The sequence below is a fragment of the Streptococcus pseudopneumoniae genome (assembly GCF_001074975.1).
In the GTDB taxonomy this organism is placed as follows: domain Bacteria; phylum Bacillota; class Bacilli; order Lactobacillales; family Streptococcaceae; genus Streptococcus; species Streptococcus pseudopneumoniae_D.
Map to the genome: position 1 here is coordinate 1 of NZ_JUUO01000132.1, position 26,405 is coordinate 26,405.

Here is a 26,405-nt window from a genome sequence, read left to right on the forward strand (position 1 = left end):
TCATAGTAGGTGTGGTTCTTTTTTTTCGAGTGTAGCCCATAGCTTTGAGAGCATAGTGGATAGCAGTTGGATGACAGCTAAATTCAGCAGCTATTTCAGTCAGATAAGCGTCTGGATTATCAGTAAGATAGTTTTTAAGTCTATCTCTATCAACCTTTCTTGGTTTTGTTCCTTTTACTTGATGGTTTAGCTCTCCTATTTTCTCTTTTAACTAATGGTATTACGTGAGATTTGGAAAACATGTGATGCTTCTGTTATACTACCTGTTCGCTCACAATGACCGAGAACTTTTTTACGAAAATCTATTGAATATGCCATAAGAAGATTATACCACATTATGTACTATTTTTGGTTCATTTCACTATAGTAACAACTAAGGCTATTACGTGAAATATCCCCAATTCGTGCAAATTCTAGTTGTGTCATGTCATGTGTCTTTCGTAAAGATTTGATATGATCTCCAATCAGGGAAATTTCTTTTTACTTGATAATACTATCATATCATTTAGAAAATTAAAAAGACTGATTCAAAATCATTTGGGGCTATAGTTCTAAAATTGAAATTTTTCGTGCTAATTCTATGAAATCTTGATTTTCTAATAAATTTGTACTTATTTCCTTCAACCTATACTAATCCCCCATTGTTTCAAGTTTGTAATTAAATCAAAAGTATTAGATATGATTTAAAAATCGTGTTTTAAGCTCTCGTTGACCAATATCATAGTTTGCTATTTAATTTTTACTAAAAAAATCATTATACAAATCAATCTACTAAAGATGAATTTATGGTATACTAATGATAATAAATTGTTATCGGTAGGAGAGGTAAAAAAATGACTAGTTGTTTTGTTGTAATGGGATTTAACACAAAAAAAATTCCAAATACAAATATTGAGGTTGATTTAAATGCTGTATACTCAAATATTATTAAACCTGTTATTTTAAATAAAGAGTTAACTTCAATTCATGGAGAGAATAGATTTAGAGCTGATGAGGTATATACAACTCAAAATATTACAAAAACATTTATTGAAGGTATATTCAAAGCTGATATTGTTATTGCTGACATTACTACGTTAAATCAAAATGCAATTTATGAATTAGGACTGCGCCATGCAATGAGACCTAAATCTACAATTATCCTATGTGATAATCATACTGCTAAAATTAATTTTTTTGATATTTCTCACCTACCTCAAATTAGATATGATTCTGACAAAGTGAATGAACTTGATGAAGTTGTTCGAGTGAAAGATATACTCACAGAGTACATTACTTCTGCAATAAATAGTGACGAAAGATTTATAGATAGTCCGGTATTTGAAAATAACTTATATACAATTGTCGAAAGAAATAATTCTATGGAGGAAAGTAATAATATTTCTATAGAAACATCTCAAAATTCCTTTATGGACCTAGCAAGAATAGCAAAAAAATTTAAAGATGCCGAAGAGTATGTAACAGCAGAAAATTTATATAAAGAACTTTTAGAAAAAGGGTATGTCGATGATGAAATTTTAGCGGGCTACTTATTATCAGCATATAAAAAAGATGAAAAATCCTTAGATAATTTGAGAGAAGCACAGAGAAAAATTAATACTTATCTTGATATAAACAACACTACTTACCATAAAATTTTAGGGATATATGGTGCGATATTTTTACGAATATTTTATATTACAAATGATAAAAGAGATTTATTGTCAGCTATAAATTACTATAGATTGGGTATGAATTTTGAAGATAACAATATATACTGTGCTAGAAATTATTGTGCTACGCTGTTAAAAATTGTAAGTGTTGAAACAGATACCGAAGTTTTAAAAGAACACTACTATACTGCAAAGTATACAGCAAAAATTATATTAGGTTCATTAGAAAATTTGATTAGAAAATCTAGTATGTATGATGATATCTGGTTACAATCTAACCGAGAAGAGCTTCTATATATTTCCGGAATTATTGAAACATTATCGGACAAAGTTTATGGCGAAACCAAGAGACAAAGTAATACTATAAATGAGGGAAGAAAGCTCTTAAGGGAAGATTTAGAAAGAATTAAGTTAAAGCTTATGGACTAACTATTTATAACCTAATTCTCCCCCTTTGATGAATTCATATTTTTCTATAACCATTTGTTTCCATTTATCAAAACTTTTTCTAAACTCAGAGGATTCTACAAATTGAAGAATTTTTTCCTTTGAGTCTAAGGTAAATTCAGGTGATGTAATTGAGTATTCACCCTGATGTAAAATACCTTCTCTTGTCAATTTTTCCTGAGGAATTGTCAATATAGGCAGATCAAAAGTTAATGCTAATATTCCTTCAATCTGACAATACACACTAGTAATCCACTTATTTTCTAAGTGGATTTCTTTTGATTCGAAAAATCTAGGATTATCCTCAGCATCTTTTTTACGAATTCCTTCAGATATATATGTTTGACCAACTGCTAAAATAACCATGCCATAGCTTCTTTGTATCATCTCACGTAGTGATACCATAACTTCATATGGAGTATATTCTGCAGCTTGTAATGTAATACATTCGAAATTATGTCTTTTTAATAACGATACAATTTCATTGATAAAAAAATCTTGGTTTTCAGTAAACGGATTAGGTCTACTCAAAAAAATTTTTATTTTATCACTATTTCCCATAAATTTCTCCTACCGATAACAATTTATTATCGCTATACAAAGCACTCAAATAGGTTTATAATAGCATGATTATTGATAAAGGAGATTTTTATGGATTATAAACTTATTTCTACTTACTTAGATTATTGCAAAACTCATAAGCGTTTGAGTTCGCACACGATTCGCGCTTATAAGAATGATCTTATGCAATTTTATAACTCAGACTATGATAATGTCGAATCCTATATAGAACAGTTGACACGATCTAACATAAAAACGAATACATTAAGAAGAAAAATTGCTTGTATGAAGGTGTTTTATAACTATCTAAAATACCAGAACATAATTGAAGAGAACCCCTTCAATCAATTGCGTTTTCAATTTAGAACTGAAAAAGTATTGCCTAAAACGATTCCGTATGACATTCTGAAAAGTATTTTTTTATATTTAGAGCAGAGAGTAGTTCTATCTAAAACTGATTATCAAAAACAACACGCTGAAAGAAATCTACTAATTATTTCACTTTTGCTTTCAACAGGCATCAGAATTTCTGAACTTTGCCACATTCATCTCAAAGATATTAATCTTTCCAATAAGACACTCCATATTATAGGAAAGGGTAAGAAAGAACGTATCCTATTTTTAGGAGATCAAAAAACATTCAATTTATTAGAAACATATATAAATAAAACAAGAAATGAATCAAATGATTTCTTGTTTCCAGGGAAATATCCACTTAAACCATTGTCAGAGCAAAGTGTACGTTTAGTTATAAAAAGAATCGTTGAACAAAATAACTTTTCTAGATCTATTACACCTCATATGTTTAGACATAGCTTTGCGACAATGCTTCTAGATAGTGATGTAGATATTCGATATATTCAACAAATTCTTGGACACAGTTCTATATCAATCACACAAATCTATACTCACGTATCTCATTCAAAACAAAAAGAAATACTTAGTTCTTTTAATCCTGTATCAGCGATTCATTCTGAAATCGAATAAGAGAACTTTCCAAAGCCTATAGTTTAGTTCATCTAAAATTAATTTTTGTAGTTCGACTTTAGTTAATAGATTTTATGCTCAACAAAATCAAAAAAATATAAAACTTCACTTTGAATCAGCATTTATAATATATTCTGTATTAAGAACTCCATAATTATTTTTCTAAAATACATCTTTCAAATATCCTTAAATATAATAAAAAGAGATTACGAAAAAAACTTAATTACTGTAAAAATGAATCAAATCCTCCCACAATAAAATAAATTGAGAAATCTATTTCCTACTTAGGTAAATTTCTCAATTTATTTACTTATTTATATTTTGAAAATTTGGTAAAAAGATTATCTACATTGTTTCTCATAAATATCTAATGTGATCTATTTCCAGTAGGTTACTATACTCTTATGATCTTATACTTCATTTTTAGTATTTAAATGACTACTTATTATAAAAATTCCAGTAATAAATAAGGCGATTCCTAAACGAACAAAGTTAATCGATTGTTCTTCTCCTGTTTGGGGTAAATTTTTTACTTCCGATTCTATTTTTTTAAAATTAGTTGATGCTATAAAATCTGATTTATATTCATTAAATTTACTGTAAAGTAGTTCAGCATTCTCCTGATTTTTAACACCAACCACACTATCTTTAGAATTATCCTCTATATTTTCAATAGTCTTTCCAAAAGTATCTTGTGATTTAACTACAATCTTTTTCTGTAAATTTTCGTCAGATAGTGGAATATCTTTAGGGATTTGATTTGCAATTGTTTTAATCTTGACTGTATCCTCTTTAATATCCATAGTTTGCATTGAATTCTCTGGATTTATAATATTTTTATTATCATTTTCAAATTCTCTTTTCGGCTTCTCATCAGTTTTTCCAAAATAGAGATAATCGTAAAGTTGTTGTGCAGTTATTCCTCCACCAACCCAACCAGAAATAGTTTTACCATTTTTAAAATAAATAATTGTTGGCGTTCCAGGAATACCGATTGTTTTAAAAATGAACTCTTTAGCAGAATCATCAAAATCCTCACCATCTATATCGTAATATTCTAACTTTTTATCAATCAGCATATTAAACTCTTTCAATACTCCAGAAAATTCACGACAATGATAACATGTCCCTCTTCCAAAATATAAAGTATGTTCCGAATCTTCTGAAGTGAATATCTGACGAACTTCAGCAATACTAATTTTATTAAAATCAGACACATTTGAAGCGTATTCTTCAGATGTTACTGAGTTCACGTTATCAGTTTCTTTCTTAGTAATTTCCTTCGTCGATTGCTGAACGTTACTTTCATTTTCTCTATCGCTAGACTTTTGTTCAGTTAAAGATTCTCTAGTGTTTTCTGTAACAGCTGGTTCTAAATTTAAGGCTGATGGCACTGTATCAGAAAATTTTGTTTCAGCACTCTCAGCCAAAACAAGATTCGGACTAATGGTAACTAACGCTACGGTACTAACTAATAAAGATTGTAATAAATACTTCTTCATAATGTGGCTCCTTTTTTATTGATAATTTTATTTTACACATTTTAAAACTAAATTTTTAAGCAAATCCTAAAAGGTAGCTATATTATACTGAAATGGTATTTTTCGCTCCATTTCCATTATAGAATCATCCTGACTACTATAGGATTGACTGACTTCTCATGTTTCGTTGTTACTATGCTTTCAGCTATCATCAGAATCTCACCTCAATATATAAGTTGTACATCTTTCCTCATTACTCTCGTGATTTACATATACCTATTTGAACTTTAGAGTTCTGAAATCCCTCATCCACTATACATGACTTACTATCCCTCCCTCTTCCTACTACCTCATGATTATCCTGCTTACGAGTAACTATTTAACTCACCAGTAGCGGGTGCTCATGGAGAGCTTATACCTCAGATGAGATACTTGACCTGCTCGTCGTACCCAAATAATTAGGCTAGTCAAAAACTCATTTTTAGGAAAAATAATGTGAATCTCACTACAATAAAACGCATAATATCAAGATTGTTCAATGCCTGATAATATGCGTTTTTCTGATTTTAAAGACTTTTCCCAGCCTCTTTGATTATTATGTTGTACAAATTAGTTAAATTAAGATTATGAAATTTAACTAATTTGAAATGATTTTAATATCTTTTATATTCTCTAAAAACATCTCTGTAATACATAGTAATACCTAATATAGCAATAAACTTATGAATAATAGTATTTGATTCGAATAAAATTTTTAGGACTAAAACCGTCATTATAAAACTAATTACGCATATCAAATAACGATTCATTTGAACCTCAACTTTCTATACCGTAGAAAGAAGATCCAGTTCCTTCACAAAAGGCTATGATAGCTTCACCAAGTTCTATTATACAAATCCCAAAAAGTCTTGAAAACGTCCAGAATGATTATAATCTGATTCCCCAAAATATGATCTAGACACAATTACTTAATATCATTCTGCATTACTAGTTTAATTTGATACAGTGCAAATCGAAAAATTATTAGCAATAATAAAAAGCCATTTCCAAAAAATAAGAAATACATTGCTAAATCACTCTTTAAATAGTATAGAAACCAAATAAGCATCCAAAGTATGCTCATTTTTATAAAGATATTACTTACTATCCATTCAATCTTTAGCAAGAGATGATTAACTACATTCATTATAACATTCTCCATATTTCCACCCTCATCATATCTATAGCTCAATCACTTTACATCTACGTCTCAAAATAATTTATTATTATATACTGTAAGTAAAACGCTAACACTGTACTGGCCCCCAAAGTTAGACAGAAAAATCTAACTTTTGGGGGCCAGTACACACATTCAAATATTAAATTTGGTAGCATTTTATTTTGAAGACAAAATATCAATCAATTCTAATCAATGCAAAACAAATATTCTTCCCGCACAAGAATTCTATTTATGAACCGAATACATAACCCCAAAATCCACCATAGATTGCTCCACCAACAGCGCATGCTGCAATGACATACGGACCAGCAGGAGCACAAGACATCGCCGCTTCTACAGCACCTGCCGCCCCCGCAAGAACAGCCTCTCCCTCACGTTGTCCTCCACCTAAAACACAGGACAATTCTTCATTTTTTAACTCCATAAAGTGAATATTTAATTTATTCATACGTAACCTCATTTCTTTTTTGAAATATGTAATTCGATATTATTTGAGCTAATAATGTATACTACCGTGAATAATACTACAAATATATGAGTATAAAATAATACAGAAGACGAATTATAGCCATCTATAACAACAAAGATAATTGATAATAGTAACAGAAAAAAAGTAGGTACTGAAATCTTTTTAATAAATTGCTTGTATCGATTAAAGCATAGTTCAGAACTAATGTTTCCTCTCTTCTTATTATGCGTTAATAAGTGAATCAGCAACTCAAAAAACACACTACCTACAGAAAAAACTAAAACTTCGCTTATTGTAACATTTAGAACTATTCCAAGCGCACCTATTATAAAAAAGGACGTAAAAAGAGCTAAAATTAGTCTAAATTCCCCACTTTCCATAAACTAACCTCTTTTCTACAAAGATCTAGCGATACCCCATATAGCTGTGCAATATTGTGCTCCTAAAATACCTCCAGCCCAAGTTCCAGCTCCTGGTGCAACCAAACTACCAATCGCTGCTCCTGCTAATGTGCAAATTCCTGCCGCCTTAGCAACTTCACCTGCACTAACTGTTCCTCCCTCAATGCTAGCCAGCATTTCAGTATCCAAAACATCAAATTGAGTCGTTGTTTTTGTTTCCATGAGGAATACCTCCGTATTAATATTAATTATTTTTGTCGGATTGCAATCTTGACAAGTTTAGTATACCAGAGAAAACACGAGTTTTACCGTAAAGTCTTTAAATGTACGATTTTCATCACGAAACGTATTTTTTTCATAATTTGTAACCATTCATGATTAAAAATATGCCGTTAAAAAATGGTGTTAACTAATTTTCAAAACCAAAAACACCATTCAAGATATTATATGAGCCATTTAAGATTTGAACAATTTTTCTACCTATTTTTTGTCATAATAGTCTTGTAAATAAAAAGAAAGGATTTGACAAATGACATCTTACAAACGGACCTTTGTCCCTCAAATCGACGCTAGGGACTGTGGAGTTGCCGCTTTGGCGTCTATTGCCAAGTTTTATGGTTCTGACTATTCCTTAGCTCATTTGCGAGAACTAGCTAAAACAAATAAAGAAGGAACGACCGCTCTTGGTATCGTCAAAGCAGCCAAAGAAATGAGTTTTGAAACAAGAGCCATTCAAGCGGATATGAGCCTCTTTGAAATGGAAGACATACCTTATCCTTTTATCGTTCATGTTAATAAAGAGGGTAAACTACAACACTACTACGTTGTCTATAAAAATATAAAAGACCATCTTATCATTGGTGATCCTGACCCTACTGTCAAAGTAACAAAAATGACCAAGGATAGATTTGCTTCTGAATGGACAGGTGTAGCTATCTTTCTGGCTCCAGCTCCCAGCTATAAACCTCATAAGGATAAAAAAAATGGATTGATGAGCTTTCTCCCCTTAATTTTCAGGCAACGCTCACTTATTTTTTATATCGTGTTAGCTAGTCTCTTGGTGACCCTTATCAATATCGGTGGCTCTTACTACCTTCAAGGAATTTTAGATGAATACATCCCTAATCAGATGAAATCAACCCTAGGTATTATCTCCATTGGCCTGATTATCACCTATATCCTGCAACAGATTATGAGTTTCTCACGAGATTACCTCTTAACCGTACTTAGTCAACGATTAAGTATTGATGTTATTCTTTCTTACATTCGCCACATTTTTGAACTCCCCATGTCTTTCTTTGCGACACGGCGAACTGGTGAGGTCATCTCTCGTTTTACAGATGCCAATTCAATCATTGACGCTCTAGCTTCGACGATTTTGTCACTCTTCCTTGATGTCTCTATCTTGATCATTATTGGTAGTGTACTCTTGGTACAAAACACTAACCTCTTCCTTCTCTCACTGATTTCAGTTCCTATTTACATCATCATTATTTTTGCTTTTATGAAGCCCTTTGAGAAGATGAATAATGATGTCATGCAGAGCAATTCCATGGTAAGCTCTGCTATTATTGAAGATATCAATGGTGTAGAAACTATCAAATCCCTAACTAGTGAAGAAACTCGATACCAGAAGATTGATAGCGAGTTTGTGTATTATTTGGACAAATCTTTTAAACTTAGTAAATATTCTATCCTACAAAGTAGCCTTAAACAGGGAGCTCAACTCATACTGAATATTGTTATTTTGTGGTTTGGTGCTCAAATAGTTATGACAGGTAAAATTTCCATTGGACAATTGATTACGTTTAACACACTCTTATCTTACTTTACTAATCCCTTGGAAAATATCATTAACCTCCAAACAAAACTTCAGTCTGCAAAGGTAGCCAACAATCGTCTTAATGAAGTTTACTTAGTCGAATCTGAGTTCAAAAACACTCAGACCTTAACCGATTCACAGTTTCTGGCTGGTGATATTTGTTTTGAAGATATTTCATATAAATATGGTTTTGGACGCGACACCCTAAATAACATAAATCTAACTATCAAACAAGGTGATAAGGTCAGTATAGTGGGAATTAGCGGATCAGGGAAAACGACCTTGGCTAAAATGATTGTCAACTTCTTTGAACCTTACAAGGGACGAATCACTATTAACAACAATGATCTCAAAATGATTGATAAAAAGGTTCTTCGACAACACATCAACTACCTACCTCAACAAGCTTATATTTTTAGTGGATCAATCTTAGAAAACCTGACCTTGGGAGCTAATCAAATGATTAGTCAAGAAGATATTATCAAAGCCTGTGAGATAGCAGAAATTCGCCAAGACATCGAACAAATGCCTATGGGATACCAAACAGAACTATCAGATGGAGCTGGATTATCAGGTGGTCAAAAACAACGGATTGCTTTGGCTAGAGCCTTACTGACTAAAGCTCATGTTCTTATTCTTGATGAAGCAACCAGCGGACTTGATGTTTTAACTGAAAAAAAGGTTATTGAAAATTTGATGGCCATGACTGACAAGACCATCATCTTTGTTGCCCATCGTCTTAGTATATCTGAACGAACTAATCAAGTCATTGTCCTTAACCAAGGGAAAGTTATAGAGACTGGTTCTCATCAAGAATTGATGACCAAACAAGGTTTCTATCATTATCTATTTAGCAAATAAGGAGACTTATCATGAACCCAAAGCTATTTAAAAGTGCAGAATTTTATCAGCGCCGCTACCATAATTTTGCGACACTCTTAATTGTCCCATTAGTCCTATTACTAAGTTTCTTGATTATCTTCTCTCTATTTGCCCAAAAAGAAGTCACCGTCACATCGAGAGGAGAGATTACACCAACTCAAGTCATCGCTTCAATTCAATCAACTAGCAATAACACCATAACAACTAATAATCTGTCCAATAACCAATCGGTCAAAAAAGATGACGTCGTTATCAAATACGCTGAAACAATGGAGAAATCCCAAAAACAAGCTCTTGAAAAACAGCTAGCTACCCTAAATAGGCAAAAAACTGGAATCGAGACTCTCAAAGCAAGTCTGTCACAAGGAAATAACCTCTTTACAGGAGAAGATGAGTTCGGTTATATTAATACCTTTAACAACTTTATTAGCCAATCTCAAGATATAGAGTTAGGCATCTCTAAAACCAATGCAGAGGTTAATAATCAACTAGCTTTAGCAGGAAATACCGCCACTGCTATAGAGAAACAAATCAATAATATCTACAAACAAATAACAGAGTATGAGGAACTTAGTCAAGCTATCACTAATAAAAGTTCGAGTTTGTCGGCTAGCAATCCACACAAAGCTACTTTAAATTCCTACTTAGTCCAATCCCAGCAACAATCTCAGCAAGGATTAGATGAGCAATATCTTTCTCAAATTAATCAGAGTATCTCAAGTCTAAAATCCTCTATCGCTAGTCTTAATATTCAACGAGCAGGTACAGGAAGTGTTGCGACTTACGATAGTAGTTTAGGAACCAAAGTAGAAGTCCTACGAACCCAATTTCTACAATCGGCATCTCAACAGCTGACAACTGTTGAAACACAAATCACAGAGCTTACAGCTCAACTTGGGCAAGTAAATGTTAACTTTGAACACAACACTATTAAAGCCCCAGGTACAGGAATCATTCATTTAAATAGTGAATTTGATGGAAAAACTCTAATTCCAAACGGTAGTGAAATTGCCCAAATTTACCCCAATATTCAAGAAACTAAAGAGGTACTTATCACTTACTATGTCACTTCTGAGTATGTCCCTTTACTTAAAGAAGAACAGGTCGCACGTCTTAAACTAGAAAAAATCGGAAATCAAAGTATCACAATAATTGGGAAAATCCATTCTATTGATAGAACAGCAACAAAAACTGAACAAGGAAATCTTTTTAAAGTGACTGCACTAGCCCAACTACCAGATAAAGACAGTAACATCATACAATATGGTTTACAAGGCCAAGTAACGAGTATCATTGATAAAAAAACTTACTTCGATTACTATAAAGATAAAATCCTCAATCACTTATAGATAACACTTTATGACTATATAGATACCTTTGGGGATATTTAAAAATTATTTTAAATATTTTATTTATAATTAGAGTATAAAACTAAGGAGGTCTAAATAATGGACAAAAAACAAATATCTCTAAAAAAATTTCCAACAATAACTTCTGAAGATCTGTTAAAGATTTATGGAGGAAACCTCTGGAAGGATTTTGATGATCTTATACTTAGGATAAACAGAAACTCCCGATTTTTTAACTAGTCAAACCTTTTATTATAGACAAAAAACATTATACACAATTGACTATTTTTCAACTCGTGAGAACTAGTTGGAATCTCTAAAGTGAAGCTGGACAGAACCACTTCTAACTATCAAAAAACGAGCATTTCCGTAGTTGGAAATACTCGTTTTCTTATATCATACTTGATCATTTAAATAACAAAAAATAATTAGAAAGCCATAACAAGTGGTCACTCATTTAAAGTTCTATTTCCAAGATTTGTGTAAAGACATAATTTTTACTTGTGGTTTTCAAACATACATTTGGATAAGATTTTAAAATTCTCCGAACATTGGCCAATCCTATACCCCGACCTTCTCCTTTTGAAGAATTGTCACGCTTGAATATATCTCTCAATTCTATCTCTCTTTCTAAAGTAGAATTTTTTACAATCATGACTAATTTATTCCATTCTGTATCTTCAAGGAAACAAACTGCTATTCCTCCTTCTGCTGCGGACTCTATAGCATTATCTAACAAGATAGAAGTAATTGTTAAGAAGTCTATTTGTTCCATATTTTTTATATAGAACTGTTCACCAATCTCCAGAGAAACTGGAACAGACAAGTTTTGGGCCTCCGATAACTTAGATAATAGTAAACTCTTTAGCGCCAAATCATTGATATTTCTTAGATGTGCTACATCAAAACGCTTGCCTTTTAATTTTTCACCAGAATTTTTCAAAACACTATCATAAACTTGAGAAACCAGATTAATATCTTTTTGATCTATACCTATTTTTAAGCTGGACAAAATATTAGCATAATCATGTCTAAAGCTTCTAATTTCTTGATACAGCCCCTCAACTTGTTGACTATAATTACTAAGATTTTGCAATTGAATTTCTTTTTGTAGAACGACTTTCTCCTGTAGTTCTTGAAGTAATCTTCTATCCAAGAGATTAACAAAACAAATAAACAATAAAAAGTAAACTGCTGTCCATAATTCTTTATAATCCAACATTCTATCCCAACTTACTTTATCACTGTAGTTTATATAAGATGGTAAGATAAAATAGGCTAGCATTAAAATATCCGCAGTAATTAAAATAAATTTTGTCTTTCTATCCAAGTTCTTTATTTTTAAATGACTAAAATTATATCGAAAGAGACTAATAAGAAAAAACACAATAATTTCAGCTAATAAAGAGAAAATCATTGTTCCTAGATTAGTTTCATATAGTCTATGCAACATTGGAATCTTAGAAATTATAAAGTAACCTAAAAAATTTCTGATGACATCCCAAAATCCAAGTGGAAATAATGAGTAAAAAAGTAATAAAGAGACCTTACTTCTTAATTTACTAATAGACAAAGTATATAGGATAAAAAAAGTAGGATAAATCAATAATGACCCAAGAAAGTAAAATTCAGTTGATTTAAATAAAACAATAAATAGGAATGATAAAAGATGGAACAGAATAATGGACATTACTACTTTTTTTAGATTTAATTTCTCACCTACAACCTTAGTATGGATACATAACAATAGAAAAACACCTATAATATTTAGAAAAAATATCATCTAAATCTCCTTAGTCATGAAGTCTTTCGATAGCTTTCATAAGTGGACGAATTTTTAATCTAGAGACAATACAAGAGGACCCGTTCTGAAAATGAACTAACCGATTTTCTTTATCAATTAAAGATATATTATAAGGATTTACGATAAATGATCTATGACATTGAAATAAACGTGGTTCCTGTTTAAGAATATCTGACAATTGTCCATAAAATTCAACTATGTCTCGTTTGGAATAGAGAGTCAACTTATGAGCAATTGTTGATGTTTCAATATACAATAAATCTTTAAAAGGGACTTGAATTTGAGCTTTGGATCCTGTAAATATAAAAGAGTCCTCAGATACTGTTCTTCTTTGATTATCGCTAACACTTGAAATAACATTTTCAATTCGTTTGATAAATAATGGTTCAGGTAATTCTTTATCAATGAAATCAATAGCTGATACTAAATATTCAAAAGATACAGGCATAAACTCAGAATGTGATGTTACAAAAGCAATCACTGCTTGAGAATCAAGTTTTCTAATTTCTCTAGCAACGTCTAATCCTCTTTTGTCATCATCTTTTATTTCGATATCAAGTAAAAATAATTGATGATTTCCTCTCTCTGAAATGTCCTCTAAAAGCTGTTGAGGTTTTCCATAAACCTCAAAATGCCTATACTCAATCTTATTATCCACCAAAATTTTTTTGACAATATTTTCAATTCTAGTCTGTTGTAAAAAATTATCTTCTAGTATAAAAATATTCACTACTTCACTCCTATATATTTTTCCACTGATTTTTTAATATTGTAAAGTGTCTTCTAGAACAAGCGATGTCTGATACTCTATCATCCATAAACATAATCGTTCTTGTCTCATGATTAAATCCTGCTATTTTATGTTTATTCACAAGAAATTTTCTATGGCATCTAATAAGTTCTGCTGAACTTTCCTCTTCAATTTTAGCTAGTGAGGTTGAAGCTTCAAAATTCCCTTCGGCTGTTACAAAAAGAACAGCATGAGCTTTTGTTGGGTGAGTTGTAACATAATAAATTTTAGAGAGTGGTACCTTTACTATAGCTCTATCTTGATATAAAATGTAGTCTTTCATATTTAGCCTCCTTCTATCAGTTTAATCTTATCAGAATGATGGAAATTAAATTATAAAAATCTCAAATGGTTTCTATACTATCTCAAATGGTAGAAATTTTCTTAATTTAGACATTTCATGATAAAATAGATACTTTTTAGTAACTCAATAATACTAATCTATCTTCATTTGATAAACTAATATCAAATGAAAGGAAAGCTATGAAGACAATTCAAATTTTACACTACTCTTTATTTGGCTATATTTTATCTCTGTATTTAAAATATTATTTCTTTAAAAAGAATACAAAAATTTTACAAGGACATAAGATTAACTACAAATATAAATCTTCTACTTATTTTATCATAAAATCAGGGTCTCTAACATCTAAAAAAATGAAACTCTATTTAAAATCTATCCAATTTAGTTCAAAAAAATCAGAAGTTATCATCATAGGCAGTCAGATTGATTATGATGAGCTTTATAGAAACCACTTTAGTGTGTTTGGTGTTATAGACATAACTAATAACAAATCATTAAAATATATTAAAGAAAAAATTCATTTTTACTTGGAAGAGCTCTATGAATTTAAGAAGGATAAGAGTGATTAAGTCTATGAAATAAAGTTTCAAGTCTTATAACTTTATATCCGTAATCACCTATCCATTAATTTTGATTTCTTCCTCCATATGCTAGAGTTTGATAGCAAATTATAGTTTTGTCTTAAAGTAGTCATATTTTGTCAGTCTTCTTTTTTCTGAGTTATTGAGATTGATTGGAACTTTTGAGGCTGGGCAAAATCTCAATTCCTGAAGAAAATTGAGTAAATCTTCCCACAAGAAAACGCATAATTTCAAGTTTTTCAACACCTGAGACTATGCGTTTTTTTGGTTTTAAAAACTTTTCGTCTACCTCAAACAACTAACAAAAGTTATAAGTAGACTATATTTTAAAACTCATGATCTAACAACCATTTCGATTCGTTAAATCTCTCAATCTTTCTTCTCCTGATTTAAGCATCTCCTTCTCCACTTGATTCCATTCTCCAAATAGTAAGTCATGAAGAACGGTTGCTGCTGAAATTTTATCTTCTCCTGAATCATATATACAACTTCTATCTCGTTGGTAAATTTGAATCCTTTCAAAGATAGCTAGTTCTTCCAATTGTCGTGTATTATCAACTAGATGATTTACAATGAAATCATGATGTTCTTTTGGAGTTGCGCGTGCTTGATTTCGATTGACACCGTACAGTTCTTCGTATCGGATAAGAGTACTCAGATAGGACAATTCGGGCTTGGTTGCGATTATGGCTAATTGTACTTCATATCCCTCACTTTTCAAGAGTTGTGCTGTTTTCTTTGGAACATCTATCGTTCGTAAGGTTCCCTCTATCAAAAGATTGTATCCCAAATGACTCAATTCGGTTACTAAAGACTCTACCATTTTCCCCGCAAAATCTTTGGTGTATTCAACACTATCTTTGCCATATTCTTGCTGCAGTTCTAAATAGTGTGGATGCTGGGAACGAAAACTATCACCATCTATGATAACAATATTTCCTTGAAATTCTTTCTGTTTAATACGATGAATTGTAGTCTTACCGGCACCACTTTGCCCTCCAAGCAAAATCGCTATAGGTTGCTTACTGGACTTTTTTCCTCTTATCAGTGAACGAAGATTCCGTGCTAGAGCATGTTTGAATTCACTATCAGTATAATCTTGGATTTCCATTAGGCTACCATCCGTTTTTCAGATATCTCTAACATGCGCTCAATTCCATCCAAATAGCCGCTATATCTCTCTATTTCATCAAAAGTTTCAACTAGATAGATATTCGTATGAATCAAATCAGAAAGATCATCACTCATTAAAATCCAAGGATTAGATTCATCATCACTGCTAATTCCCTGACTATCTTGATAACGATAGAGTCGAGATAATAGATTAGCACCTCTTTCTTTCACAATTTCAATTTTTAAAGTCAATTCATAATCTTCAACAGGATTGAGCATTTTATCTTCTCCTACAATATCGACATAAGATACATTAAACTTCTGGCAGATGATATCTATTAGTTCCGTAGAGACTGAACTCGTTCCATTTTCATAACGACTCAAACTATTTCGAGAAATTCCTATAATTCGGGCAAATTCAGGTTGTGTTAAGTCATGTGTTTTACGTAAGGATTTTATGTTCTTTCCAATCATGGCAAACTCCTTTATTTTTATAATTCAATTATAGCATAAAAAAGCATAACGCACCAATTTTGGTGCGTTATTGACTATTTTTTCTAAACCTCTCTAAATTCTTCTCCAATTGTTCCTTATGAAGTTGATTCTTAGCTTCCTTTAATGTGTCGTCCAAAGTTTCTTCTCTATAAGTTTCTTCTGTTTTTAGTTGTTCGGTTTCTTGATTTGGGGTGAAAATGATATCTATCAGGCGGTCTATTTTTTCAAGATCTTGGACAGACATATCAGATAGTCTATGAATTAGCTTCTTAAATACATCACTATTGTCTTGGTTTTTCTTAAAAAGTTTTGTAAACATCTATAACCTCTCAAAAAAAGCAGCCTATCAGGACTGCTTAGTGTAATTCGGAAATCGCATCATAAATGGACTGCAATTTCTTATTGTCTTTATTCTTTGTGTCAATCAACGTATGTAGCTCTTCAATTTTCTTTTGACTACTTTGAATATCGCTATTATTATCCGCAATCAGTCTTTTAAGATGTTGCTGATAACTTGTAGTGATATCTGTCTCTTTTCCTGTTCTAACCTCTGTAACTTTGGGTTTAGAACTAGAATTTGATTCCGTCACAGGTGCTTGTTTACGCTTTTGAAAAGCTGCTTCATAATTTACATCATTACCTCCTTGATGATTTCCAAATAAGGCCGCAATTTTATCTGGATCTTCTTGATTTTCTGATTTGCTTTCTAATGGTTGATTAAAATTCCAATCTTTTGTCATTCACTCATTTCATCCTTTCTAAATTCAGAATCATCGAATTGTCTTTCTTTGCCAAATGCATGGTCAAGAGCTTCTTCAAAACTCATGTGACTAATGCTTTGACGTCTTTTGAACGTCGCAAACATCGCTGTCTCCAGTTGCTCTTTGTAAGTAGCTAGTTTTTCTGTTTCTCTTGCTACCTTACTTTCTTGCCTAGTGACCTTTTCTTCTAAGCGTTCAATAATGGTCATATACGATCCTCCTTCATTCTAATATTAGCTAAAACATCTTGATTTTGTTATCACAATTCTAAACATTGAGAGGTTTGTCTTACTGGTTGATTCCTCAATGTCTCTTTTGCATTCTCGAACATCAATTGTAAATCTGATTTCTTTTCTCGAAGAATATCGTTCCAGTCTCTTTTTTCTTTCCCATATTCATTATCAGGTAAATCCAGGAAAACAGGAAATCCTGATTTAGATAACTTATCAGAAAAATCTTTACCTGCATCATCACAATCTACCGCAAGTGTCAATAAATCAGGATGATTATCAAAATAGCTGGTGGTATCACGAATTGTATTGATCAAAGGCAATAACTTTGAAGGTATTACTGTATCTAAGAATTCCAATTTCTGATTTTCTTCAGCTATCAGTCGTAAAGTTTGATAAGCAACAACAGACCTTTTTAATCCCTCCATAGATACCAAACGAACATCAGTTAGATTTTGTTGATGCAGTTCGTAATAGCTCATTAAGTCGATGAACGATTCACAAAAGACCAGTCTATTGGGTTTACCAATATCAAAGGATATTCCAATATGTCCATGGCTTCCTTTTAGAATCGTTTTTAACCTCTCTCTAGAAAGAGCAGGATTCTTATAAATCCCTTGTATGCTTGCTGCCTGCAGCTTGTGACGATGATCAAAACTTTTAAAAACAACAACAGGTTCAACTGTTTCATTTGTTTTCCAGCTGGCTTGTGCCATCAAACCTTGTTGGATCATCTTTTCTACGATTTCTTCTGAGATTCCTCTACATTCTGTTAAATAATATCTGGCCAGACTACAGTTAGAATCTTCTACTCTCTTTAAAGGATAATGAAATGGTCTCTCTCTTTTTTCTTGAACAGCTTCTTTTTGAAAAGGTTCTTCAGAAAGAAAAGCTAGAGCTTCTTTAAAAGAAATTCCCTTAACAAGTCGAACAAAATCAATGACATCACCTTGAATATCTCTTGAAAACCATTTAAAAGTATTGGTAGTAGAAAAAATTCGGAATGAATCGTGTTCAGGATGTTCATAGACACGGTTAGAAACTTGTTTAAAGGAGATACCTAAACGATTGGCTACATCAAGAATTGAAATTTTCTTACATTCTTCTATTTCCATGCAATATCATCATTTTGTCGTAGTATTTGGCAGTGATGGTATTGATGATGATTCTTCTAAAGTTTTAGGAGTGGCCTTATCTAAATCATCTAACCCAGATTTCCAAACCTGTACTTGATTGACCAATAACTTACCAGGTAATTTAGAATAGGACAATTTAACCGTTCTGGTTTCTGTCTGATTGGTCTTTGATTGGTTGACATTCTTTAAATCGGATACATAGGTTACATTATAAGAGACCATGGCAATGGCTTGATTCGTAGTCTGATTGACAAATATATCAGCTTTTTCAAAATGATAATCCAAAATATAATCCTTATACACTTGGTTCATGGCATCATTTTGACTTGACAATTCTTGAGAATAAGCCGATTCAGTCATATAAGGTTGAATACGTGTATTATTTTCTCCGAGCTTTTCTTTCGTATAGTACTGTGTCAAAAATTCTTTTACAGTATCCGATGACAAAATACTTGCTTTATCTTCTGCTTGTTTATCTTCCACAAGTTTAGCTGCAGCCAATTCAATCTCTTTGCGACTTTGTTTAGCAGTAGAATGTTGACCAGCAGTATATCCCATCATGAGAATAAAGCTAGTTGCGGCTACTGCTCCAACACTAATTAAGGCTTTAGTTTTAACTTTATTTAACATCTTAGACCTTCTTTCTATAAAAACTAGGTCAAGAATAACAAAAATAACTTGTAAGTTTTATCACAAGGAAAAAGTATGGTCTAAAACTCAATTTCAGTAGAAAATTAAGTAAATCTTCCCACAATAAAACGCATAGTATCTAGTTTTTTCAATTCCTGACACTATGCGCTTTTTCTTTTAAAGACTTTTTGCCCAGTTTAGCTTCTTAAGAAAGCCAAATGATATTCTCCATTCAATTTAACTGCTACTTGCTCGTGGATAGACTGGTTTTCTAAGGAACAAATTTCTCCATATTTCCAACTTTCACGCTCCCCTGATAATCTAGTGACTGACTTCACTTGATTATCTAAGTTAGCAACTGTAGCACTAAGCTCTTCTTTTGGAATAATTTCTTCAGTAATTGTAAATAATTGTTCCCCTATCTTCAACTCTCTGGCTTCTTGCTCATTGATAGCAAATCCTCCTACTAAGCGAACATTAAATAAGTCAGAAACTTTTAGAAGTTCTTCTTTAGAAATATTATCAAGTAGTTTACATTTATAGAAAGTACTATCAATTTTTATGGCAAATTCTCTATTCTTGGTTTGATATAAATCACCAATCTCCAACAAATCATTCTTTATTTCATTATTGGAATCATCGTAAGATATTTCATAAGTATCATCATGATTGCTTACTTTACTTTCAATATCTTCATATGAAATTAATTGATTAGTTACACCATAATGCTCTCCTTTATAATCGAATCGATTATAACTTGAGTCAAGAAATTTAACATCATACTTCTCATATGTACATCCAGTCAATCCAAGTAAACTTAAGAAAAAAATTACGGAAAGATAGATCTTTGTGAATTTCATAGTTCTCCTCCTAATTTTCTATAGTTAAATTATCAAAAATTAATAACGCTTCTCTCCAATATGTCTTGACATACTTATTTTGGATATGAAGTAAAGTCAAAACAATTCCCAAACTTCCATCCAAAAATTTAACACTTCCTTCATTTCCATCAGAATAGTAGTTATCTTCCTCAAAACCAAACTTTTTTGATATAGTAAAACTACTTAATATTTTTTCTTTAATTATGGACAAATACCTATCCCAAGGTTCTTCTTTGAAAATTTGTTTGTATAGAAAACCAATTTCATATAATCCGGAATAACCATGACATAATATAGAGGATTGTACACCCACTGGACATTCCAGTGAAGCAATCAAAATGTTCTTTGATTTTTCTACCAATTTTTGATCTTTCAAAAATATTCCCACATACAGATAGAGCAAACTGATACCTGGACTACCATAACACCAAGCATCTCTAAAATATTCTTTGTTATCTAAATCACTACCCTTACTATATTCGTCCATATTGATAGCCGATTTCCACTTATATTGATTAGTCCCATCTGCTATTTCTAACCTATCATATATTTTAATAATATTCTTTAAAAATTTTTTTGTTTTTGAATTTGTAAATCCTTTAATGCAAGCAATAGCTACCATTATCCCTACTCCTGCCAACCCATGTGCTACTCCTAAGTTCAAGCATCCCTTAGGAAAAATCTCACTTTCTATGATTGATAATTGGTTTTGGGATTTAACATAATATGGAGGGAGGCCGTGATTATTTACAAACAAATCAATTAGCTTATTAATTATATCAGAAATAATATCATTAAATTTTTCATCATCTTTAATCAGTAAATATACTAGTATTCCAGATATTCCCTCAATTATATCATAATTCAAGGGAGACAGCGTATCGGCATCTATTTGATGTATTGTATCCTCTATAGAATAACAAATATAATTATCAATGCTATTTATTAAATCCGAGTACTTCTTATCCTTATTTGCTAAATGCAATAAACTTAATGCTAAACCTGCAGCACCTGAATATAGAGAACTAGATACGATACCATTATTTGATAATATTTTGACAATATATATAAGGTAGTTATCAATTTGGTCTTTATATTCATCATAATTAATTTCTGATAACAGTAATATTACACCTGGTAAGCCCGCAGCTAGAGAGTAGTTTTCATAAGAGTTATATATCGTATCACTTTTTATTTTAATGTCCCATTCCTCAATAATTCTTCTCTGAAGTAATTCAATTATTTTAGACTCATCATACATTTCCATACTCCTCTGAATAATAGATTTCTTGGTACTCAGGACATTTATGTAAAAGTTCTACATGAGTACCTACTCCAACTACTTCTCCATTATCTAAAACTACTATTTTATCTGCTTTTTGAGCAGATTTTATATTATGAGAAATAAATATTGAAATTTTGTCTTTTGCATTCTTTTTAAATGTGTCAAACAATTGCTTTTCTGAAATTGGATCTAACGCTGAACTAGGCTCATCAAGTATTACAATAGGTGCTTCTTTAAAAAAAGTACGTAGCAAGGCAATTTTTTGCCATTGACCGCCAGATAGCTGTCTCCCATTATTGAACCAACTTCCTAACTGAGTATCCAAGTCAATCCTACCACCTCTCTTAATAAAATCTATATTGAAATCATGTGATATAAGATTAATACTTTCCTCAATATCCATTTTAGATAAATCACCTAGACATATATTTTCCTTTAGTGAAAGTTCATATTTTACAAAGTCTTGAAATAAAGCAGAAATATTATTTTGAAAAAATGTTTCATTATCCTTAAAATCCAAATTATCATATAAAATAACTCCTTTGGAAGGGATATATAACCCCGCCAAAAGCTTGACCAATGTACTTTTCCCGGATCCATTTTTTCCAATGATAGCAACTAGTTCATTTTTCAACAGCTTTAGATTTATGGATTTTACAGCAGGAGTATTATTTCCATTGTAGATATAGCTAACATCTCTAAACTCCACCTCGCTTATATCAACTTTGGGTACACTATTACATTGTTTATCTGATTGACTACTGTCATCCAAAAACATAAGTAATTGTTCCATATATAAATTTGAATTGTTAATAATGTAAATGTTGTGGATTATATCTTGCGAATATGTGTCTACTCTTCCAAATGCCTGTATCAAACTCACCATATTCCCAAGTAATAGTTTTCCTTGTCTTATCAAAAGTACCATAAATACTATTCCTACAAGACCAATTATATTTAACACTCCTCCTAATAATAGGTTAAAAGAAATTTTTTTTCTTGATATACTAAGATCTTGCAAAATAAACTGTTCTTTTAATTGTTTATACTCATTTATTAAATAGTCACTTATACCATTTAATTTAATTTCTTTGAATGAAAAATCATGAGTTAGCAAATAATTTAGATACCAGACTTTTCGCTCTTTATCTGCTCTCTTCCACTGTAATAAAAATTCCATTTGACCAACTTTGATAAATAGTACTAATGATAAAATCGGAATGATTAATAATAGAAGTGCAAACTCTAATCTCCAACTTCCTATATAGTATAAACTTAAGAATAGAGATACTGTAGAAGATAACAGAGACAGTATTGCATTGAGTAATTGTAGCGGCTTATATGAAACACCTTGATTTAATTTCTCTACCAAATTGTAGACAGTGGACTGTTCAAAATCAGGCAATTTCAACATTGCAACTCTCTCCATTAACCGCGTACTCAAATTGTAAGAAAGTAAAAAACCAATTTTCTCCCCAAAATATGAGTTGAGTTGAGTAACTACAGCAGAACAAATTTGTATGACAACGTATACGGATATTATATAGGACAATTGCCCTCCAGAAATAATAGTATTAATTAGTTCTTGAGATATCAATAGGCTGATAACTGGTATCACACCATTAATCAATGTCAAAACGATTAATCCACTAATATATTTCTTGTCAACTTTATAAATCATTCTCAAGCTACTCGGGATTCCACAAATTGTTCTAAAAAAATCACTATGAGTAAACTCTGGCATTGCCCTACCTCCTATACTGTTCAGAAATAATTATCGAACGTAAAATGTAATAAATTTCCCTTTCTCTTTCTCTATCAATACCGACTAGTCGATTATTATGTACGTGAATAATACTATCTACTATAGAAAATCTTTGTTCTTTAGGGTATGCTGTCAATGTCTCTTTTAATTCTATTAACTCATTTTTTAAATTTTGGACATTTTCGCTATATAAAACATGTAATTCATCAATTCTCTCGATAGCTTCTTGATATTTCTTTCGTTCTTTGTTTATATTAAATTTATCAGTTCTAGGTGAAACAAATTCTAAAAATTCTACTCTAGTTACATAGTCAAATAAATACTCTAGATAGAAATATGGTATTAATACTGATATATATTTTATATCCAAAGAAATATTCCCTTTTTTATTTTGACTGATGATTTCCATATTCAAATAACTATCTAAGCAGAATATATTCTCAATTTTTTCTAATGTTTGTTTTCCTCCATATCTTTCAATTTCTCTATCATATGTACTAATCTCATAATTAACCATTACATTATTAGTAATAGCTTTTTTCAATTCTCCTTGAATAGTTTGAAATACTTCTAAGTTATTATCTGATTTAATTCTAAGTCTGATTTGTGAGTGTTTTTCAATGTATCTAAGATAAAATAATTCTCCCTGATATTTGTCTATTAATAATTTTATATTCCGTAAATAATCAGTTATAAATTCGTCCTGACGATTATTAGGAATATATAATTTTAAATATATCCAGTCAGTAAGAGGGAGTTTTTCTCTTGATAATCGTTCTACCCTTTGCATATTGCTTTTATTTCCATAACTATTATAAAACTCTCTCTCTTTTTTAAAAGGAATAACAATCTCAGAAGTTACTGATTTACTATTTTTTAAAAATACTCCGTCATCATCAATAATTTCTTGAATTATCATAAATTCAAAATTATTTTTCTTAGCTTTCGAAAACATATCAGTGAGTAGGAGGATGTCTAGATGCTTTGTAAGATCAATATTTATTTTATTGTCAATGTTAACCACATTAAATTTATGAGGGATATTTTTGGATTTCAAGTACGAACAAATATTTTTATCAGTTATTTCATTCAATTCATTTTTATATATTTTCCAAGTTTTTGGAGAAATAACAATATTTCTATAACACAATCTTGGTACAAAATTAAATTTAGCATACACCAAATCCCATGGAATATTTCCAAAATAGTCTTCAGAAATATCGCATAGAAACCTAACTTCATTGCAAAATAACATTCTATTGTACATATTAGTCACATAAAATTTAATTAGTTCACCTGTCAATTTCTCTCTTGCATAAAATTTCCCTCCTTCCCCAATACCAATGTAAATATTATCTAATTTAATTTCATTTTTAGAAGAGTTTAAAAATAGCGAAAGTGTATAATTGCGAACTGTATTATTTCTCATAACATTACAGTCTCTAAAAGTTTCAGGCATAAATTCTATTTCACAAGTTACTATACCTTGATTATTATTCCAATTATTACAGTAATTAACCATTTTTTGATGATACTCATTAAACGATTGAGAAAATTGAGAAAATCGCCCTGAGCTTGCACCCAAGTTACTTGTACCAACTAGATTACTCAAGTGAAATTGTACCGTATCCGTTTCTAACGTTTTTGTAACACTAAAGAATAACTCCATACCTCCTACTTCATATTTTTTATTTTCTTTTAGAAAAAGTCCTTCTAATTTTTGTAAATCTATATTAGTATCAGTTCTAACAGCATATACGTATAAATCTAACAAGACTTTTTCTAAATTATCAGAATAATATTTAACTTTAGGCTCTGTTTCAATAATCTCATTTTTAGGATGTGTATAATCAAAGGGAGCTCCAATGCCAAAATTACTATCCATCATTTCAATTATAGGAACCTCTTGATTCAATCCATATTTTTCTAAAAACTTATCTTTATAGTGGTCAATATATAATTTTTTATCGTCCATATTTACCTTTTCGATAAACTGAGCACATTCTTCAAGGGTATTCTTATATTGATCATCTAAAGTGATTTGAGATTTATTAAATAGATCTACTTGGACATAATTAGAAGAATAACAGATGTCACACATTTTAGCACATATGTTAGATAATATTTCGTTTCCCTCGCCAACATCTGACTTCTCATATCGAGATACGAGATATACAATTTGTTTCAAAGCTTTCAACAATTCATTGCATCCTAACTTAGAAACAGTGGCCAGCAAAAAATCCCAGTCATTATTTTCTTTATTTTTAAATCTCAATTCCGAGAGTAAATAATTATTTTTTATTAACTCAATTATATAATTAGTTACAATCTCTTTCTTTTCAACTCCATATTTTTGCATTAATGTAGAATGCAAATTATCAAACGAAATAAAACTATCACTACACAAACTAACAATTAATTCATATGCCTTTGTATTTTTGATACTCACCTCTTCTTCATTTTTCTTTAATGAATACAATTGGACAGCTCGATTCCCATTTATATAAACAGCTCTATTAACTTTAAATGATAAAATCGGATAATTGTCCATTTCCAACATATCAATAAATTTCATATACCAATCGCTATCAGGTTTAATAGATTTATAACTAGAATTTTCTAATGACAAACTAGATTTAGAAGCAAATTTCCCAATACTTATTTCTGAAAATAGTCCAAAAGGTGTAGCTCTATTCATTGAACGTTTGTAATATTTGTAAGTAGATATAAAAAGCTGACTAATTTGCTTATCTTGTGTTAATTTATTTTGATAATATTTTAATAAACTTTGATATACTAATGGACTTGCTACTTGTAATTGCTCTAAAAAAACACTATCTTTCCTAATAAAATCAAAAAAATCATTTATTGTATCAAAAATATCTATATCCCCAGCTCGAATAGAATTTCTAATTAAAAAATCTTGAGCCTCAAACTTATTAGCCATATAACTCTCCTAACCATTATTTTAAAATATTACCATTTTTTATTATACTAGTTAATTCTCAGAAGCCTACCGACATATGATTTTAATAGTAATAAAATTTAGATTCACTTTCATTCAAAATTCGTGAATCAATTACTTATCAGAGTAAGTATTATAAACCTCCTCTTACTTAGTGAAATAAAAACAATTTTATTTTATTAAGTAAGAGGAGGGTAATTCATCGCTACCCTCCCCTACCCTACTAAAATCATCCTGTGATATGAATAGAGCAATGACCATTACAAGAAATTGTATTGCCTGGACACATTAACACTCCTGTAACACATCCTGGGGTACAGAGAGATACGCTTGTATAGTCGCTTAGTTTATAAAATACGTGTTATAATAAAGCTATGGCATATAGTACTGATTTT

At 30.9% G+C, this 26,405-nt stretch carries 23 protein-coding genes and 2 pseudogenes; 5 read left to right on the forward strand and 20 right to left on the reverse strand.

Features of this window, described 5'->3' with window-relative positions; translation table 11 throughout:
- A pseudogene (locus tag ADI86_RS11460) lies at positions 1 to 318 on the reverse strand (IS630 transposase-related protein); the annotation flags it as partial.
- 48 nt (positions 319 to 366) lie between these two features.
- Positions 367 to 468, reverse strand: a pseudogene (locus ADI86_RS11825) (XRE family transcriptional regulator); the annotation flags it as partial.
- 365 nt (positions 469 to 833) lie between these two features.
- Here ADI86_RS11825 and ADI86_RS09380 point away from each other — a divergent pair.
- Entirely contained in the window at positions 834 to 2,081 is a 1,248-nt protein-coding gene (locus tag ADI86_RS09380) for a hypothetical protein (RefSeq protein WP_049532746.1), read from the forward strand.
- Here the strand turns inward: ADI86_RS09380 and ADI86_RS09385 are convergent, their stop codons facing one another.
- Positions 2,082 to 2,660, reverse strand: a complete 579-nt coding sequence (locus tag ADI86_RS09385) for a hypothetical protein (protein WP_049532747.1) — start codon at positions 2,658 to 2,660, stop codon at positions 2,082 to 2,084.
- A gap of 90 nt (positions 2,661 to 2,750) precedes the next feature.
- Here ADI86_RS09385 and ADI86_RS09390 point away from each other — a divergent pair, with 90 nt between their 5' ends.
- The gene (locus ADI86_RS09390) at positions 2,751 to 3,647 is read left to right on the forward strand and encodes a tyrosine-type recombinase/integrase (RefSeq protein ID WP_049532748.1); all 897 of its coding nucleotides are present in this window, start codon (positions 2,751 to 2,753) and stop codon (positions 3,645 to 3,647) included.
- 410 nt (positions 3,648 to 4,057) lie between these two features.
- Here the strand turns inward: ADI86_RS09390 and ADI86_RS09395 are convergent, their stop codons facing one another.
- From ADI86_RS09395 to ADI86_RS09415, 3 genes are all read right to left on the reverse strand, one after another.
- Entirely contained in the window at positions 4,058 to 5,149 is a 1,092-nt protein-coding gene (locus ADI86_RS09395; protein ID WP_049532750.1) for a thioredoxin domain-containing protein, read from the reverse strand.
- Positions 5,150 to 6,576: 1,427 nt separating this feature from the next.
- Entirely contained in the window at positions 6,577 to 6,771 is a 195-nt protein-coding gene (locus tag ADI86_RS09405; protein WP_033628791.1) for a Blp family class II bacteriocin, read from the reverse strand.
- Between the two features lie 440 nt (positions 6,772 to 7,211).
- The gene (locus tag ADI86_RS09415) at positions 7,212 to 7,439 is read right to left on the reverse strand and encodes a bacteriocin class II family protein (RefSeq protein WP_000448738.1); all 228 of its coding nucleotides are present in this window, start codon (positions 7,437 to 7,439) and stop codon (positions 7,212 to 7,214) included.
- Positions 7,440 to 7,746: 307 nt separating this feature from the next.
- Between ADI86_RS09415 and ADI86_RS09420 the strand changes: the two genes are divergently transcribed.
- On the forward strand, positions 7,747 to 9,900 hold the full coding sequence (locus ADI86_RS09420) for a peptide cleavage/export ABC transporter (protein ID WP_049532753.1): 2,154 nt from the start codon (positions 7,747 to 7,749) through the stop codon (positions 9,898 to 9,900).
- 11 nt (positions 9,901 to 9,911) lie between these two features.
- Positions 9,912 to 11,270 (forward strand): bacteriocin secretion accessory protein, encoded by a 1,359-nt coding sequence (locus ADI86_RS09425; protein WP_001068415.1) that lies wholly within the window; start codon positions 9,912 to 9,914, stop codon positions 11,268 to 11,270.
- A 457-nt stretch (positions 11,271 to 11,727) separates the two neighbouring features.
- Here the strand turns inward: ADI86_RS09425 and ADI86_RS09430 are convergent, their stop codons facing one another.
- From ADI86_RS09430 to ADI86_RS09440, 3 genes are read right to left on the reverse strand one after another with little or no spacing between them, the layout of a single operon-like run.
- Positions 11,728 to 13,053, reverse strand: coding sequence for a GHKL domain-containing protein (locus tag ADI86_RS09430; protein WP_000575876.1), 1,326 nt, complete (start codon positions 13,051 to 13,053; stop codon positions 11,728 to 11,730).
- Between the two features lie 10 nt (positions 13,054 to 13,063).
- Complete coding sequence (locus ADI86_RS09435; RefSeq protein WP_001019940.1) at positions 13,064 to 13,804, reverse strand: response regulator transcription factor; 741 nt, start codon at positions 13,802 to 13,804, stop codon at positions 13,064 to 13,066.
- Positions 13,805 to 13,814: 10 nt separating this feature from the next.
- The gene (locus tag ADI86_RS09440) at positions 13,815 to 14,147 is read right to left on the reverse strand and encodes a LytTR family transcriptional regulator DNA-binding domain-containing protein (protein ID WP_000656275.1); all 333 of its coding nucleotides are present in this window, start codon (positions 14,145 to 14,147) and stop codon (positions 13,815 to 13,817) included.
- 200 nt (positions 14,148 to 14,347) lie between these two features.
- Here ADI86_RS09440 and ADI86_RS11465 point away from each other — a divergent pair, with 200 nt between their 5' ends.
- Positions 14,348 to 14,737: a hypothetical protein gene (locus ADI86_RS11465; RefSeq protein WP_000849422.1), complete on the forward strand. Its 390-nt coding sequence runs from the start codon at positions 14,348 to 14,350 to the stop codon at positions 14,735 to 14,737.
- A gap of 352 nt (positions 14,738 to 15,089) precedes the next feature.
- On the opposite strand, the gene pezT is transcribed toward ADI86_RS11465, so the two are convergent.
- From pezT to ADI86_RS09500, 11 genes are all read right to left on the reverse strand, one after another.
- Complete coding sequence (gene pezT / locus ADI86_RS09450; protein ID WP_049532755.1) at positions 15,090 to 15,860, reverse strand: type II toxin-antitoxin system toxin PezT; 771 nt, start codon at positions 15,858 to 15,860, stop codon at positions 15,090 to 15,092.
- Complete coding sequence (gene pezA, locus ADI86_RS09455) at positions 15,860 to 16,336, reverse strand: type II toxin-antitoxin system antitoxin PezA (protein ID WP_049532757.1); 477 nt, start codon at positions 16,334 to 16,336, stop codon at positions 15,860 to 15,862. Before pezA ends, pezT begins: the two co-directional genes overlap by 1 nt.
- Positions 16,337 to 16,403: 67 nt before the next feature.
- Positions 16,404 to 16,676, reverse strand: coding sequence for a hypothetical protein (locus ADI86_RS09460; protein ID WP_049532758.1), 273 nt, complete (start codon positions 16,674 to 16,676; stop codon positions 16,404 to 16,406).
- Positions 16,677 to 16,713: 37 nt separating this feature from the next.
- Positions 16,714 to 17,097 carry a DUF5945 family protein gene (locus ADI86_RS09465; protein ID WP_002933294.1) on the reverse strand — a complete coding sequence of 128 codons (384 nt, stop codon included), beginning with the start codon at positions 17,095 to 17,097 and terminating at the stop codon, positions 16,714 to 16,716.
- Positions 17,094 to 17,327: a DUF5965 family protein gene (locus ADI86_RS09470; protein WP_000152426.1), complete on the reverse strand. Its 234-nt coding sequence runs from the start codon at positions 17,325 to 17,327 to the stop codon at positions 17,094 to 17,096. The genes ADI86_RS09465 and ADI86_RS09470 overlap by 4 nt, the downstream gene beginning before the upstream one ends.
- Positions 17,328 to 17,377: 50 nt before the next feature.
- Entirely contained in the window at positions 17,378 to 18,463 is a 1,086-nt protein-coding gene (locus tag ADI86_RS09475; RefSeq protein ID WP_049532759.1) for a toprim domain-containing protein, read from the reverse strand.
- Between the two features lie 9 nt (positions 18,464 to 18,472).
- Positions 18,473 to 19,114, reverse strand: coding sequence for a hypothetical protein (locus ADI86_RS09480; RefSeq protein WP_049532760.1), 642 nt, complete (start codon positions 19,112 to 19,114; stop codon positions 18,473 to 18,475).
- A gap of 197 nt (positions 19,115 to 19,311) precedes the next feature.
- Positions 19,312 to 19,974 carry a NisI/SpaI family lantibiotic immunity lipoprotein gene (locus tag ADI86_RS09485; protein ID WP_049532762.1) on the reverse strand — a complete coding sequence of 221 codons (663 nt, stop codon included), beginning with the start codon at positions 19,972 to 19,974 and terminating at the stop codon, positions 19,312 to 19,314.
- Positions 19,975 to 19,984: 10 nt separating this feature from the next.
- Entirely contained in the window at positions 19,985 to 21,262 is a 1,278-nt protein-coding gene (locus tag ADI86_RS09490) for a lanthionine synthetase C family protein (protein ID WP_065428632.1), read from the reverse strand.
- On the reverse strand, positions 21,249 to 23,024 hold the full coding sequence (locus tag ADI86_RS09495) for an ABC transporter ATP-binding protein (RefSeq protein WP_049532765.1): 1,776 nt from the start codon (positions 23,022 to 23,024) through the stop codon (positions 21,249 to 21,251). Before ADI86_RS09495 ends, ADI86_RS09490 begins: the two co-directional genes overlap by 14 nt.
- Before the next feature lie 4 nt (positions 23,025 to 23,028).
- Positions 23,029 to 25,992: a lantibiotic dehydratase gene (locus tag ADI86_RS09500; RefSeq protein WP_049532766.1), complete on the reverse strand. Its 2,964-nt coding sequence runs from the start codon at positions 25,990 to 25,992 to the stop codon at positions 23,029 to 23,031.
- Positions 25,993 to 26,405: the final 413 nt, after the last annotated feature.